The sequence below is a fragment of the Variovorax sp. Soil_C_17 genome, from assembly GCF_057657265.1.
On sequence record NZ_JBDGIT010000002.1, the window covers coordinates 923,395 to 937,746 of the forward strand.

Annotated in this window: 14 protein-coding genes; 10 read left to right on the forward strand and 4 right to left on the reverse strand. The window is 68.6% G+C overall.

The annotated features are described in order from the left end of the window. Positions 1-225: 225 nt before the first annotated feature. Positions 226-1,248, reverse strand: a complete 1,023-nt coding sequence (locus AC3A6Y_RS12850; RefSeq protein WP_487868608.1) for a sulfate ABC transporter substrate-binding protein — start codon at positions 1,246-1,248, stop codon at positions 226-228. Positions 1,249-1,389: 141 nt separating this feature from the next. Here AC3A6Y_RS12850 and AC3A6Y_RS12855 point away from each other — a divergent pair, with 141 nt between their 5' ends. From AC3A6Y_RS12855 to AC3A6Y_RS12865, 3 genes are read left to right on the forward strand one after another with little or no spacing between them, the layout of a single operon-like run. Further along, a complete protein-coding gene (locus AC3A6Y_RS12855) occupies positions 1,390-1,665 on the forward strand; it encodes an oxidative damage protection protein (protein ID WP_106558389.1) in 276 nt (91 codons plus the stop codon). Positions 1,666-1,681: 16 nt separating this feature from the next. Beyond that, positions 1,682-3,598, forward strand: coding sequence for a bifunctional tRNA (5-methylaminomethyl-2-thiouridine)(34)-methyltransferase MnmC2/FAD-dependent 5-carboxymethylaminomethyl-2-thiouridine(34) oxidoreductase MnmC1 (gene mnmC, locus AC3A6Y_RS12860; protein ID WP_487868609.1), 1,917 nt, complete (start codon positions 1,682-1,684; stop codon positions 3,596-3,598). Further along, a complete protein-coding gene (locus tag AC3A6Y_RS12865; protein WP_487868610.1) occupies positions 3,595-4,494 on the forward strand; it encodes a transglutaminase family protein in 900 nt (299 codons plus the stop codon). The genes mnmC and AC3A6Y_RS12865 overlap by 4 nt, the downstream gene beginning before the upstream one ends. 272 nt (positions 4,495-4,766) lie before the next feature. Here the strand turns inward: AC3A6Y_RS12865 and AC3A6Y_RS12870 are convergent, their stop codons facing one another. Continuing rightward, complete coding sequence (locus AC3A6Y_RS12870) at positions 4,767-5,699, reverse strand: LysR family transcriptional regulator ArgP (RefSeq protein WP_487868611.1); 933 nt, start codon at positions 5,697-5,699, stop codon at positions 4,767-4,769. A gap of 70 nt (positions 5,700-5,769) precedes the next feature. Here AC3A6Y_RS12870 and AC3A6Y_RS12875 point away from each other — a divergent pair, with 70 nt between their 5' ends. From AC3A6Y_RS12875 to AC3A6Y_RS12890, 4 genes are all read left to right on the forward strand, one after another. Beyond that, the gene (locus AC3A6Y_RS12875; RefSeq protein ID WP_487868612.1) at positions 5,770-6,414 is read left to right on the forward strand and encodes a LysE/ArgO family amino acid transporter; all 645 of its coding nucleotides are present in this window, start codon (positions 5,770-5,772) and stop codon (positions 6,412-6,414) included. A 228-nt stretch (positions 6,415-6,642) separates the two neighbouring features. Further along, a complete protein-coding gene (gene trhA / locus AC3A6Y_RS12880; RefSeq protein WP_487868613.1) occupies positions 6,643-7,257 on the forward strand; it encodes a PAQR family membrane homeostasis protein TrhA in 615 nt (204 codons plus the stop codon). A gap of 22 nt (positions 7,258-7,279) precedes the next feature. Then, positions 7,280-8,029 (forward strand): extensin-like domain-containing protein, encoded by a 750-nt coding sequence (locus AC3A6Y_RS12885; RefSeq protein ID WP_487868614.1) that lies wholly within the window; start codon positions 7,280-7,282, stop codon positions 8,027-8,029. Between the two features lie 49 nt (positions 8,030-8,078). Continuing rightward, the gene (locus tag AC3A6Y_RS12890) at positions 8,079-9,686 is read left to right on the forward strand and encodes an MFS transporter (RefSeq protein ID WP_487868615.1); all 1,608 of its coding nucleotides are present in this window, start codon (positions 8,079-8,081) and stop codon (positions 9,684-9,686) included. A 49-nt stretch (positions 9,687-9,735) separates the two neighbouring features. Here AC3A6Y_RS12890 and AC3A6Y_RS12895 read toward each other — a convergent pair whose 3' ends face one another. Then, a complete protein-coding gene (locus AC3A6Y_RS12895; RefSeq protein WP_487868616.1) occupies positions 9,736-10,530 on the reverse strand; it encodes a hypothetical protein in 795 nt (264 codons plus the stop codon). A 66-nt stretch (positions 10,531-10,596) separates the two neighbouring features. After that, positions 10,597-11,208 carry a tetratricopeptide repeat protein gene (locus AC3A6Y_RS12900; RefSeq protein ID WP_487868617.1) on the reverse strand — a complete coding sequence of 204 codons (612 nt, stop codon included), beginning with the start codon at positions 11,206-11,208 and terminating at the stop codon, positions 10,597-10,599. Positions 11,209-11,413: 205 nt separating this feature from the next. On the opposite strand from AC3A6Y_RS12900, the gene AC3A6Y_RS12905 reads away from it, so the two are divergent. The 3 genes from AC3A6Y_RS12905 (at position 11,414) to AC3A6Y_RS12915 (ending at position 14,314) form a co-directional block, all read left to right on the forward strand. Next, complete coding sequence (locus tag AC3A6Y_RS12905) at positions 11,414-13,192, forward strand: nitrite/sulfite reductase (RefSeq protein ID WP_487868618.1); 1,779 nt, start codon at positions 11,414-11,416, stop codon at positions 13,190-13,192. Positions 13,193-13,274: 82 nt separating this feature from the next. Beyond that, entirely contained in the window at positions 13,275-13,697 is a 423-nt protein-coding gene (locus AC3A6Y_RS12910; protein ID WP_487868619.1) for a DUF934 domain-containing protein, read from the forward strand. Continuing rightward, positions 13,694-14,314 (forward strand): phosphoadenosine phosphosulfate reductase domain-containing protein, encoded by a 621-nt coding sequence (locus AC3A6Y_RS12915; protein WP_487868620.1) that lies wholly within the window; start codon positions 13,694-13,696, stop codon positions 14,312-14,314. The genes AC3A6Y_RS12910 and AC3A6Y_RS12915 overlap by 4 nt, the downstream gene beginning before the upstream one ends. The last annotated feature ends 38 nt before the right edge of the window (positions 14,315-14,352 follow it).

Genomic DNA, 14,352 nt, shown 5'->3' on the forward strand with positions numbered 1-14,352 from the left:
AAGTACGGGCGGCAATGTCGCGGTGAAGATTACCGACTTCAACCAAAGTCGCTAACTCTTCTGCTTTACACGACCTCAGTGCTGCATATCCAGGAGTTAATCCAATCGAAAGAACGAGGCTTGGGGACCCGCCGTCGCCGCGGATGATCTCGCGGACCTTGCCTTGAACCGGTTGCGGCCGACGGGCAGCCTGCAACCAGGAGAACCGTCAAGTTCTGGGCGCTCTTACTTTGCGCTGTAGATCTGGTCGAAGGACCCGCCGTCGGCGAAGTGCTCCTTGTCCGCCTTGGCCCAGCCGCCGAAGGCCTGGTCGACGGTGAAGAGCGTGAGCTTGGGGAACTGCTTCTCGTACTTGGCCTTTGCCTTGTCGGACGTCGGGCGGTAGTGGTTGCGGCCCGCGATGTCCTGGCCTTCGTCGGAGTACAGGTACTTGAGGTATTCCTCGGCCACGGCGCGCGTGCCCTTCTTGTCGACCACCTTGTCCACCACCGTCACCGTGGGCTCGGCCAGGATGCTGACCGAGGGCACCACGATCTCGAACTTCTCGGGGCCGAATTCCTTCAGTGCCAGGAAGGCCTCGTTCTCCCAGGCCAGCAGCACGTCGCCCACGCCGCGCTGGACGAAGGTGATGGTGGAGCCGCGCGCGCCGGTGTCCAGCACCGGGACGTTCCTGTAGAGCCTGGACACGAACTCCTTGGCCTTGGCATCGCCGCCGAACTTGCGCTTGCCGAATTCCCAGGCCGCCAGGTAGTTCCAGCGCGCGCCGCCCGAGGTCTTCGGGTTGGGCGTGATCACCTGCACGCCGGGCTTGGCGAGGTCGTCCCAGTCCTTCAGGCCCTTGGAATTGCCTTTCTTCACGAGGAACACGATGGTCGAGGTGTAGGGGGCCGAGTTGTGCGGCAGGCGCTTCTGCCAATCGGCCTTGACCAGGCCGCCATGCTTGACCAGCGCGTCGGTATCGCCGGCCAGCGCGAGCGTGGCGACGTCGGCGTCGATGCCGTCGATGATCGAGCGGGCCTGCTTGCCGGAGCCGCCATGCGACTGCTTGATCGTCACGGCCTGGCCGGTCTTGCTCTTCCAGTAGGCGGCGAAGGCCTTGTTGTAGTCCACGTAGAGCTCGCGCGTGGGGTCGTAGGAGACATTGAGCAGCGTCACGCCCTGCGCGAACGACGGCAACGCCGTGAGGGCGATGCCGGCCGCAGCGGCGGCGGCGAGGGAAAGCTTGATAAAGTCGCGGCGGTAGCTCATGGTCTTGTGCTTCAGGAAGGCATAACAGTGAAGCTGCGAATTCTGAATTCGGCATAAGGAATCTGGAACGACCGAGTTTTCAGTTCTAAATAGCCAAATCAACTAAGCAACCCCACCCCCCGTTTCTCAAGAGGCATCCAAATGGCACGCATGGTCCAGTGCATCAAGCTCGGCAAAGAGGCCGAGGGGCTCGATTTCCCGCCCTACCCGGGTGAACTCGGCAAGCGCATCTGGGAAAGCGTCAGCAAGGAGGCCTGGGCCGCCTGGCTCAAGCAGCAGACCATGCTGGTCAACGAGAACCGGCTGAACCTGGCCGATGCGCGTGCCCGCCAGTACCTGGCGCGCCAGATGGAAAAGCATTTCTTCGGCGAAGGCGCCGACGTCGCGCAGGGCTACGTTCCCCCGCCGCCCAACTGATCCCTTGGCTCGCGCGATGGCCGAGCCGGTTGCCTGGGGCGCCGACGGCGTGCCGCACAGCGCGCGCTTCGGCGACATCTATCATTCCGAAAGCGGTGCCGTGGCACAGGCCCGGCATGTGTTTCTGGGCGGCTGCGGCCTGCCCGATGCCTGGGCCGGACAGCCGCAATGGCGCATTCTCGAAACCGGCTTCGGGCTCGGTCTTTCTTTTCTGACAAGCTGGCAGGCCTGGCGGGCTGACCCGCAGCGGCCGCGGCTGCTGCATTTCGTCTCGATCGAGGCTTATCCGGTCGCGCGCGAAGACCTGCTGCAGGCCGCGGCGGCGCAGCCCGAGCTCGCACCGCTGGCTGTCGAGCTGGCCGCGCAGTGGTGGGGGCTGCTCCCCGGCTTTCACCGCCTGGTGTTCGAAGGCGGCCGGGTCATGCTCACGCTGTGCCTTGGCGATGTGCAGGCCATGCTGCGTGCCTTGCATCGCTTCGAGGCCGACAGCATTTTTCTGGACGGCTTCAGCCCGGAACGCAATCCGCAGATGTGGTCGGCCCAGACGCTCAAGGCCGTCGCCCGCTTCGCACGGCGCGGCACGCGGCTGGCGACCTGGACCGTGGCGCGGCAGGTGCGCGATGCGCTGGCGCCCTGCGGCTTCCAGCTGCACAAGGCAGCGGGCTTGCCGCCCAAGCGCGACTGCCTGCATGGCGTGTTCGAGCCGTCGTGGCCGCTTCGGCAACGCGCCCCGGACCCGGCAATCGTCTCGGCACCGGGCCGGTGCGTCGTGGTCGGCGCGGGGCTGGCCGGCGCTGCGGTCGCGGCGAGCCTGGCGCGGCGCGGCTGGCAGGTGCTGGTGCTGGAGGCCGGCGCCCATCCCGCGGCGGGCGCTTCGGGCCTGCCGGCAGGCGTGCTGGCGCCGCATGTCTCGCCCGACGATGCCCTGCTCTCGCGCCTCACGCGCGCAGGGGTGCGGGCCACCTGGCAACAGGCGCTCGCGCTGCTGGCCGAAGGCACGGACTGGCACGCCGGCGGCGTGCTCGAGCGCCGCAGCTCCGGCACCGCCCGTCTGCCGCAGGACTGGAGCGCCGAGGGGCCGAACGAGTCCTGGCACGCCTCGTCGGAACGGCTGCGCGAGGCCGGCCTGCCCGCCGATGCAATCGGGATCTGGCATGCGCGGGGCGGCTGGGTGCGGCCCGCGCGGCTGGTGGAGGCCTGGCTGGATCGGCCCGGCATCCGCGTACGGACGGGGTGCCGCGTGGCACGGATCGAAGGCGCCGGCCCTTGGCTGCTGCGCGGTGCCGAGGGCGAACTGCTGGCCGAGGCGGATCGCGTGGTGATCGCGGCCGGCCACGAAAGCGCGGCGCTGGCACCGGCCATGCCGCTGCAGCCGGTGCGTGGCCAGCTCGCCTGGGGACGCATGGCTGCCGATTTGCGCCTGCCCCCGATGCCCATCAACGGCGACGGCCACCTCATCGCCCACGTGCCCGATCCCGCCGGCCCGCTTTGGCTCACCGGCGCCACCTTCGACCGCGACGACGGCGACGCGAGTCTTCGCAGCGGCGACACCGAGTCCAACCGCGAGCGGCTCGCGCGCCAGCATCCGGAGGCGGCGCGGCAGCTCGCGCCGCTGTTCGAGCGCGGCGAGCTCGAGGCGTGGGCCGGCGTGCGCTGTGCCTCCAGCGACCGGCGGCCGCTGGTCGGGCCGCGGGATGCGGAGGCGCCGGGCGGCATCTGGCTGTGCACGGCGATGGGCTCGCGCGGGCTCAGCTTTGCCACGCTGTGCGCCGAATTGCTGGCGGCGCGCTGGCATGGCGAGCCCCTGCCGCTGCCGGCTGCGCAGGCCCGGGCGCTCGACGCGCAGCGCGGAGCGGCCGCCCGGCCCCACGGCGCGCCTGCGGCGACCGAAGGGATGGAGCCCGTGACATCGAAGCAAGACAATCCGCCATGACCATCCGCTACGACATCACCCACACCACCGTCTACCGCTACAAGCAGCCGGTGCGCTTCGGGCTGCACCGCGTGATGTTCAGGCCACGCGACAGCCACGACCTGCGCGTGCTCGCCACCGACCTGCAGATCAGCCCCGAGTCGCACGTGCGCATGATCCAGGACCCCTACTCCAACTCGATCGCTCTGGTGCAGCCGATGGGCGAGGCGACCGAGCTGCGCATCGTGTGCTCGTTCACCATCGAGCACGTGCCGGCGCCGCCGGACCTGCTCACGCTGGAGCCGGCCGCCGAATACCTGCCCTTCGCCTATTCGGTGCAGGAGCGGCTGGACCTGGAACACTACCTGCGCCCGCACCACGAGGACCCCGAAGGCACGCTGATCCGCTGGGCCCACCAGTTCCTGCACGTCGACAAGCCCAACGGGACGCTCGAGGTCCTGACCCGCATGAACGCCCACATCGGCCAGAGCCTCAAGTACACCTCGCGCGACGAGGAAGGCACGCAGACGCCGCTGGAGACGCTGGCGCTGGGCAGCGGCAGTTGCCGCGACTACGCGCTGCTGATGATGGAGGCGGCGCGCCGGCTCGGCGTGGCGACGCGCTTCGTCTCGGGCTATCTCTACGATTCGGCGCTCGACGGCGACGCGGCCGCGCCCGGCGAGACGATCATCGGCGCGGGCGCCACGCACGCCTGGCTGCACGCCTATCTGCCCGGCGCCGGCTGGGTGGCCTTCGATCCCACCAACAACCTGTTGATGGGCAGCGGCTCGCTCATCCGCGTGGGCGTGGCGCGCGATCCTTCGCTGGCGGCGCCCATCAGCGGGAGCTGGTTCGGCAAGCCCGAGGCCTACGAGGGCCTGGAGGCGACGGTGCAGGTGCGGCGCAGCGCCGGCTGAGGACGGGCGACGCGCTTCTTCCGAGCCGGATCGGTTTGGCAGGAGGGTGTCATGACACTGTATTTTTATACAGATAAGATGCCCTGCCTTCCCGAGAAAAATCCAAAGGCGACCCGGCATGCACACCCTCCATCCCCCCGCCTGCGCCTCGGCGCAGCGACCACATCTTTTCCTGATTCCTCATCAGATTCCCCCACTCCCGGGGCGGCGCGCGCCGCCGCTGCCCGCACCCGTGCGCGATCTGCGCACCCAGGCAGCGCGGGTGATCGCGGTCACCGTCCGCCACTGGTGGCCTTGACCTCGTCCCAGGGCTCCAGCCCCTCGCGCGCAGCCGCCGTCACGTCCTGCGTGAAGCGCTCCAGCATCGGGATGTTCAAGCGCACGTGGTGCCAGTAGAGCGGCACCTGCAGGTCGGCGCCGCGAACCAGCTCGACCAGGCTGCCGTCGCGCAGGTGCGGCTCCACCAGTGTCGCGGGGTTCATGCCCCAGCCCACGCCGGCGACGCTGGCCGCCACGAAGGCCTGGGTCGAGGGCAGCCAGTGCCGCGGCACCTCGACAGCCTGGCCGCACACCGCCTGCAGCCACTGGGCCTGCAGCTTGTCCTTGCGGCTGAAGGCCAGGCTCGGCGCCTGGGCCAGGGCCTTCGCCGTCACGCCACGCGCGAAGTACTTCTTCTTGAAAGCGGGGCTCGCAGTCGCGCGATAGCGCATGCGCCCCAGCGGCACGCTGCGGCAGCCCTGGCCGGGCTTGGGGCTGGCGGTCACGGCGGCGAGCACGGCGCCGGTGCGCAGCCATTCGGCCGTGTGCGTCTCGTCGTCGATGCTCAGGTCCACCAACGCCGGCTCGCGCGCGCCGAAGGCCGCGATGGCGGGCATGAGCCAGGTGCCCAGGCTGTCGGCGTTGACGGCAATGCGCAGCGTCACGCGCTGCTCGCCCGCGTCGAGCGCGCCGAGGGCCGGCAGGGCGCTGTGCAGCTCGCGCTCGAGCATGCCGACCTGCTCCACATGGCGGCACAACCAGGTGCCCGCCTCGGTCGCGACACAGGGCGTGCCGCGCACGATGAGCGCGAGGCCCAGCCGGTCCTCCAACTGCTTGACACGCTGCGACACAGCCGAGGGCGTGACGTGCAGGGCGCGGGCGGCGCGCTCGAAGCTGCCCTCGCGCACCACCTGCGCAACGGCCGAGAGAGAGAGGTAGTCGAGCAATGAAGTATTCCTAATGCAGTTGCAGATAAGTTAACTGGACTGATTCTGCAGCAGCGCCAATGATCGGCGGATGGACCGCTTTTTCCTCCCCTCCTTCACCACCGGATTCGCCCTGAGCCTGGGCCTGATCGTCGCCATCGGCGCGCAGAACGCCTTCGTGCTGCGGCAAGGCCTGCGGCGCGAGCATGTGCTGCCGGTGGTCCTGTTCTGCGCGGTGGCCGATGCGCTGCTGGTCGCGGTCGGTGTGCTCGGCATGGGCCGGGTGCTCGACAGCCTGCCGCCGCTGGCGCCCCTGCTGACGCTCGGCGGTGCCCTGTTCCTCCTCGCCTACGCGGCCCTGGCCTGGCGGCGCGCACTGAACCCCGGCGCGCTGCACGCGGCGCGTTCCGGCGGCGGTGCCACTCCGCTCCCGCGCGTCCTGGCGCAGACGGCCGCCTTCACGCTGCTCAACCCCCATGTGTACGTCGATACCGTGCTGCTGGTCGGCGCCGTCGGCGCGCAGCAGCCCGGCGCCGGCAAGGCCGCCTTCATCGCCGGCAGCGCGCTGGCCAGCGCGGGCTGGTTCGTGACGCTGGGGGCCGGCGCCCGCCTGCTGGCGCCGCTGTTCGCGCAGCCGGCTGCCTGGCGCTGGCTCGATGCCTTCGTGGGCTCCGTGATGCTGCTGCTGGGCGGGCTGCTGGCGAGCCAGGGGCTGTCGGCGCTGCTGTTGCGCTGAGGCGCGCGCCTGCGCCGGGGGGCTTCGAGCTCGGCGGCCACCACGGCATACGCTTGCCGCCCTTGGGACCCGCGGGCAAGCCGCAAGGCCAGTGCTTTCGGAGGTCCCCTGAATGCGGGATGTCTAAGCCCAACGGGTGATGTGCGGGCGCGACGTTCGTTGTCAGATGTCATGACGGCGCAGCAAAGCCGCGGCCCACTCGAACCCGATTCCTTTGAGGTGACCTGCATGTACCAAGGCGAACGCTTCAACGGCTACAGCCACCTGCTCGGCCTGATGCTGGCCACGGCCGGCTCCGTCCTGCTGCTGACGAAGACGATGCCCGGCAACGACCCGGCCAAGACCGCGAGCGCCCTGGTGTTCGGGCTGTCGATGGTCGCGCTGTACGGGGCCTCCACCCTGTTCCACAGCACGCGCGGCCGCACCAAGCTGTTCTGGCAGCGGGTGGACCACTGCGCGATCTACCTGCTGATCGCCGGCAGCTACACGCCCTTCGCGCTGGTCACACTGCAGGGGGCATGGGGCTGGGCACTGCTGGCCGCAGCCTGGGGCGCGGCTCTGCTCGGCATCGTGCGCGAGTTGCGGCCGGGCGAGGCGCCGGCGCCTTCGCTCGCGCTCTACCTGGGCATGGGCTGGCTGGGCGTGCTGGCGGCAGTGCCGCTGGTCGAGCGGCTCGACGGTGCCGGGCTGGCCTGGCTGCTGGTCGGCGCCCTCTGGTACTCGGCGGGCACGGTGTTCTACCGCAACCCGCTGGGCTGGCGGCATGCGCACGGCACCTGGCACCTGTTCGTGCTGGCGGGCACGGCGAGCCACTACGTGACGGTGGCGCACTTCGTCCTTTAAGGACCTCTAGACTCGGGGCGACGTGCCTGCCCCCTCCTCTTCCCGCGCTCGCCGCATCGTCGTTCGCCTGGCATGGATCGCCGTGCTGGCGGCACTGCTCTCGCTGGGCTGGGCCCTGCACAGCGGCTCGATCCGGATTCCCGAAGCCTTCAACCCGTGGGCACCGCTCGACGTGGCGGCCGAGCCGAACCTGCTGACCGGCTTCAAGCTTCGCCACGCGCGCCGCGACCCGGCACGCTGCCTGGCCGCGCTGGCCGGCACCGGCCTGGCCTACGACACAGTCGCCGACCGCAGCACCGGTCCCGGCTGCGGTTTCCAGAATGCGGTGCGCCTGCGCACCGGCCGGAGCCTGGCGCTTTCTTCGCCGACGGTGCTGAGCTGCGGGGCTGCACTGTCCTTCGCGATGTGGGAACGCCACGCGCTGCAGCCGGCGGCAGCGCTGCACCTCGGCCTGCCGATCGTGACGCTGGAGCACCTGGGCAGCTATGCCTGCCGCAATATCAACACGGGCGAAGGCCAGGCTGGAACGAGCGGCCGCCGCAGCCGCCACGCGACCGCGGATGCGCTCGACGTCGCGGGCTTCGTGCGCGAGGACCGGCGGCGCATCAGCGTACGGCGCGACTGGGAGGGCAGCGACGCCGAGGCGCTTTTCCTGCGAGACGCGCACGCCGGCGCTTGCCGTTTCTTCGACGGCGTGCTCGGCCCCGACTACAACGCCGTGCATGCGGATCACTTCCACTTCGAGGTCGGCGGGTGGGGCCTGTGCCGCTGAGCCGCGGCGGCCGCCTTCGCTAACATGCAGCGCCAACCTCGAACCGCGCATGAAGCCCCAGAACTTTTCCTTTCATCACCCCGTCGCCTTCTGGCTCGGCTGCATCGCCATCATCGGCGGCGTGCTGGCCCATGTGCCCATGTTCATGATGGGCCGCCACACCGGCTACCAGATGGTGGGCATGGAGATGGACGCCACCATGCTCGCCGGCATGGCCATGATCCCGCTGGGCGTGCTGCTGGCCATGTACGGCCTGATGCCGCGCATCGCGCAGATGAAGAAGAGCCTGCATGCGGACCGGCACCTGCAGTTCCACGTGGCCGACGGCGTGCCGCTCAACGGCGAGCACTGGAAGCTGGTGGTCGTGCTGGTGATCGCCCTCGCGGTCGACGTCCTCAAGCCCGCCACGCTGGGCTTCGTGATGCCGGGGATGACGAAGGAATACGAGATCGGCAAGCAGACCGCCGGCGTGTTGGCGCTGGTGGCGCTCACGGGCACCACCGTCGGCTCGGTGCTCTGGGGCCGGATGGCCGACGTGTTCGGGCGCCGCGCGGCGATCCTGCTGTCGGCACTGATGTTCATCGGCACCGCGATCTGCGGCGCGATGCCCTCATTCGGCTGGAACCTCGCGATGTGCTTTCTGATGGGCGCCTCGGCCGGCGGGCTGCTGCCCATCACCTTCACGCTGATGGCCGAGACCGTCCCGGCCGCGCACCGCGGCTGGCTGCTGGTGGCGTTGGGCGGCGTCGGCACCTCGGCCGGCTACCTGCTGGCGGCCGGATCTGCGGCGCTGCTGGTGCCGGAATTCAGCTGGCGCGCGCTGTGGCTGCTGGGCCTGCCGACCGGACTGCTGATCGTCTTCCTGGGCCGCTACATCCCCGAGTCGCCGCGTTTCCTCGCCAACGCGGGGCTCGACGACGAGGCACGCGCGGTGCTCGCGCGCTTCGCCGGCACCCGGGCCGCGAGCACCCGGCAGCCCGGCGCCGCCGGCGTCGTGGCCGAGGAGGAGCCGCCTGCCGGCGGCATCCGGCAACTGCTGCGCGGCAGCCACGCGCGCATCACCTGGGGCCTGATGGTCTGCGGCGTGGCGTGGGGCCTGGTGAACTTCGGCTTCCTGCTGTGGCTGCCGACCAACCTGGGCAGCATGGGCATGGACGCCACCGCCGCCAGCGCGCTGCTGGCGCGATCGGCCCTGCTGGCCCTGCCGGGCATCGCCATCGTCATCTGGCTCTACCACCGCTGGAGCAGCATCAAGGCGCTGGTGCTGTTCATCGCGCTCACGGCTGCGACGCTGCTGCTCTTTTTCGCCCTGGGGCTGGCGCGGGTGCAATCCAGCCTGGCGATGGTGCTGACCACCGCGCTGCTGCTGGTGAGTTCGAGCGGGGTGATCGCGATGCTGATTCCTTACGCCGCGGAGATCTACCCGGTCCACCTGCGCGGCACCGGATCGGGCGTGGTGGCTGCCGGCTCCAAGTTCGGCGGCATCCTGGGCGCGGGCTTCGGCGTGATGGGCGTGTTCGGCCATTTCGCCACCTCGGCACTGCTGATCGCGGTCCCGATGGCGGTGGCGGCACTGATGCTGGTGCGCAGCGGGATCGAGACGCGCGGGCGCGGACTGGAGGATATTCAGCAGGCGTTGGGCGGGACTTCGATCTAGTGTGCAGGCCAGCGGACTGAACCGCCGGGCCTGGGACAGTGCAACACCCTCACTTGAACCACCGCGCCTGCAGCGCAGCCACGACGGAAGAGATGAGCAAAGCTGAAAGACGCTGCGCGGCGAGGGGCACTGCACTCGAGTGTGCCTGTTGCTGCTGCTGCTGCTGCAGGTAATGGGCAAGGGCTATGGCGTAGGACGACAGATCGTCGCGTGGGGCATCCCCGGTATAGCAAGCATCGTAGATGCCGCGCGTGCCATATTTCCCGATGTCGGAGATGACCTCAAGATACCCGACGACCTGTTTCACCACATATTCACATGCATCGGGATCGCAGAGGTCGCATGCGTTGAGCCAGCCCCGAACGAGTTCGACCACCTCGTCCATTCCGGGCAAGTCCGGTTGACCGGGCTGGTTCGACGCAGCCCTGACATGCAAACCCCACCCGAGGCCAGCGACCGTCAGGACGCAGCTACAGAGAACGCCCACCGCAACGATCGTACGCCTGCCGGTACCACTGTTCAGCCAGGTGTTGGGATGACACGTTGCGACCCTGCTGTCGGGCACCGGGAGGTCGACACGCTCAATCACCTGGTCGCCCGTAGGCGCCGCGACCTCCTCGTTCTCGGAACTTTCATGAAGTTCCGACGGGTCGGAACGCTCCGAATGCTGGACGGTTATTTGGTTGAGGATGCTGACGCCAGCCTCCCACTCGCCGAAGGGCGCTGCGGCGTCACTGGACTCGTTCACCGGCTTGCTGTTTTCGCTGGAGTTCTCGCTGCTGGAACTGGAACCGGCATTGGCACCGGAAATGGAAGGGGAGAAGGAAGAGGAAGAGGGAGTCATGCTGGGGACGTGTGCGGTAGGTGGTCCGCGATGTTCAAACAAAAGAAATTTGGCGACAGAAAGTCGTCACCGCCCGCTGCGCAGCTGCTGCGCCTTCTTTTCGGCGATCGCCTGCAAGTGCATGTAGGCTGCATCGTCACGCGCCAGTTCGATGGCGCTCTCGAAGGCCTGGATCGCTTCTTGAGTGCGGCCCATCGCGGCAAGGCATTCGCCAGAGCGCAGCAAGGGTGCCGGCGTGATCTGCTCTCCCGCCATCAGGCCGCTCATTCCAAAGAGCCCTACCGCAAGGTCGGGCTGTTCCAGGCGTTGAAGACAGCTGGCTGCCATGAACACGTGGTGCGGCTTGCGCTCGCGCCCCATGGTCAAGTACAGCGCGATGGGCAGCGCACGCGCGAAGTCGCCTTCGTTGCAGAGATGCGCAGCCATTTGGTAAAGCGCCTCGGCATCGTGTGACGGGAACTCGTCGTCTGCAGCCGGTCCGGGCGAAGAGCCGACAAGCGACGCGATCAGCGCTCCAGGCGCTGCCCCGAGAGCTGCCAGGCGGGCGGTCAGTTGGCCCACAACGGACGAGATCTCGGGGTCGGGATGTGGATGCAGCGGTATAAGGTTCATGAGGTCGAAGCTTTTGTGGTCACAGCGGCTGAGTAACGGGTGGTGAACTTCGGTTCCGATGTCCACTGCCCAGACCGGGCGTCGGCCGCAACCTGCCCTTATCCGAAACAAGCCTTCCACCGCCCCGCAACCCGCATGAATGCTGGTGAATATGCTTATCCGCATAAAGCGCGAACCAAAAAATAGTTTGTTTCCATAAGGCGCGCTTCTAAAGTCCCGGCTCGCGTTGACGGGGCCGTGGACGCACGCCTTCCAGCAGCAGAAAAACACGATGTACCAATACACAGACTTCGACCGCCAGTTCGTGCACCAGCGCGCGGCGCAATTCCGAGACCAGCTCGAACGCTGGCAGGCCGGCAAGCTTGCCGAGGACGAATTCCGGCCGCTGCGCCTGCAGAACGGCTGGTACGTGCAGCGCTACGCGCCGATGCTGCGCGTGGCGGTGCCCTACGGGGAGCTCTCGAGCGCACAGCTGCGGGTGCTGGCGCGCATCGCGCGCGAGTACGACGAGCCCGAGGCCGAGGTCTACAAGACCGCGCAGAAGACCCAGGGCCTGCTCGGCACGCACAAGCTGCCCACGCACTACGGCCACTTCACCACGCGCCAGAACGTGCAATACAACTGGATCCCGCTGTCGAAGTCGGCCGACGTGATGGACCTGCTGGCCTCGGTCGACATGCACGGCATCCAGACCAGCGGCAACTGCATCCGCAACATCACCAGCGACGAACGCGCCGGCATCGCCGTGGACGAGGTCGCCGATCCGCGCCCCTTCGCCGAAATCATGCGGCAGTGGAGCACGCTGCATCCGGAGTTCGCCTTCCTGCCGCGCAAGTTCAAGATCGCCATCACCGGCGCCGCCGAGGACCGCGCCGCCACCGGCTGGCACGACGTCGGCCTGAAGCTGCTGAAGAACGAGGCCGGCGAGCTGGGCTTCCGCGTGCAGGTCGGCGGCGGCATGGGCCGCACGCCCATCGTCGGCACCGTGTTGCGCGAGTTCCTGCCCTGGAACCAGATCATGAACTACCTCGAGGCGGTGGTGCGGGTCTACAACCGCTACGGCCGCCGCGACAACATGTACAAGGCGCGCATCAAGATCCTGGTGAAGGCCGAGGGCCAGCGCTACATCGACGATGTCGAGGCCGAGTACAAGCAGATCCTCGAGCACGACGGCGCGCCGCACACCATTCCGCAGGCCGAGTTCGACCGCGTGGCGGCCTCCTTCGTGCCGCCCCAGCTCGCGACTCGCGTGTTCCAGAGCGCCGAGCAGACCGATGCCGAATTGCGTGCTCAGGCGGCCGACGACGTGATGTTCGCGCGCTGGCTGCAGCGCAACGTGGCGCCGCACAAGAACCCGGCGCTGCGCGCGGTCACGCTGTCCTTCAAGCGCATCGGGCAGGCCCCCGGCGACGCCTCGGCCGACCAGCTCGACACCGCGGCCCGGCTGGCCGACCGCTTCTCGGCCGGCGAGGCCCGCGTCACGCACGACCAGAACCTGCTCCTGCCGTGGGTGCATGCCGAGGACCTGCACGCGCTGTGGCTCGCCGCCCGCGAGGCCGGCTTCGCCAGCGCCAACGTGCATCTGCTGACCGACATGATCGCCTGCCCCGGCGGCGACTTCTGCGCGTTGGCCAATGCGCGCTCGATCCCGATCGCCGAGGCCATCACCGAGCGCTACCAGGACCTGGACGAGCTCGACGACCTGGGCGAGATCGACCTGCACATCAGCGGCTGCATCAACTCCTGCGGGCACCACCACAGCGGGCACATCGGCATCCTGGGCGTCGACAAGGACGGCAAGGAGTGGTACCAGGTCACGCTGGGCGGGTCCGACGGCTCGGCGCTGTCGGGCGCGGCGCAGCCGGGCAAGGTGGTCGGCCCGTCCTTCTCGGCGGCCGAAGTGCCGGAGGTGATCGAGGCGGTGCTCAACACCTACCGCGACACCCGCGAGGCCGGCGAAAGCTTCATCGACGCGCTGCGCCGCGTCGGTCTCGAGCCCTTCAAGGCCGCGGCCAACGGTGCGCGCTTCAAGGTGGAGGAGGCAGCATGAGCGCAGCGCTGAACCGCTTCAAGCCAGCCCGCGCCACCTTAGGAGGCAGCGAGGACACGACAGTGCCGAGCGTGGGGACCCTATGAACAAGACGCTTCGCATCCTTTCCGCCGAGGAGCACGTGGACGACGGCAGTCCGAACGTGCTGCAGCTTGCCAACGACGCCGACCCGCTGGCGATCGAGACCTGCCTCGACGACGTGGACCGCATCGACCTGGATTTCCCGAAATTCACCGACGGCCGCGCCTACAGCCAGGCCTTCCTGCTGCGCCGACGCCTGGGCTTCAAGGGCGACATCCGCGCCACCGGCGACGTGCTGATCGACCAGCTGGTGCAGATGCAGCGCACCGGCTTCTCCAGCGCCGTGCTGAGGGAAGGCGTGGACGCCTCGGCGGCCCAGCGCCAGTTCGACCGCTTCGCAACCTACTACCAGGGCGATGCGGTGCAGCCCGCGCCGCACTTCGCTTCGGCGGCATCCGAGCCCGCATCGGAGCCTTCGACATGAGCATCGATCTTGCACGCATCAACTCCGAACTCGGCCGCAACGCGGAGGGCCTGGTGGACTGGGCCATCGGCCTGGGCCAGCCCGCGATCGTCACCACGAATTTCCGCCCGTTCGAGGCCGTGATCCTGCACATGGTGACGCGCGCAAAAGCCGATGTTCCCGTGGTCTGGATGGACAACGGCTACAACACCGAGGCCACCTACCGGTTTGCCGACGAGGTGACGCGGCTGCTGGGCCTCGACCTGCACATCTATCTGCCGCGCCGCTCGCGGGCGCATCGCGAGGCGGTGGACGGCCCGACGCCGGCGCTCGACGATCCGCGCCATGCCGCTTTCACGGAAGAAGTGAAGCTGGAGCCCTTTGCCCGTGCGCTGCGCGAAACGGCACCGAAGGTCTGGTTCACCGCGCTTCGGGCCACCGACACCGCCGTGCGCGCGCAGATGGACGCGGTCAGCGTCAATCCGGACGGGTTGATCAAGGTCGCCCCGCTGCTGCACTGGTCGTCCAAGGATCTGTATGCGTACTGCGAAGCGCATGGCCTGCCCAACAACTTCGACTACGTGGACCCGACCAAGGGCGAAGAGAACCGCGAGTGCGGATTGCATCTCGCGCATTGAGCCCCGACGTTTCACAGATTTCCCGCACTGAGCTCCGC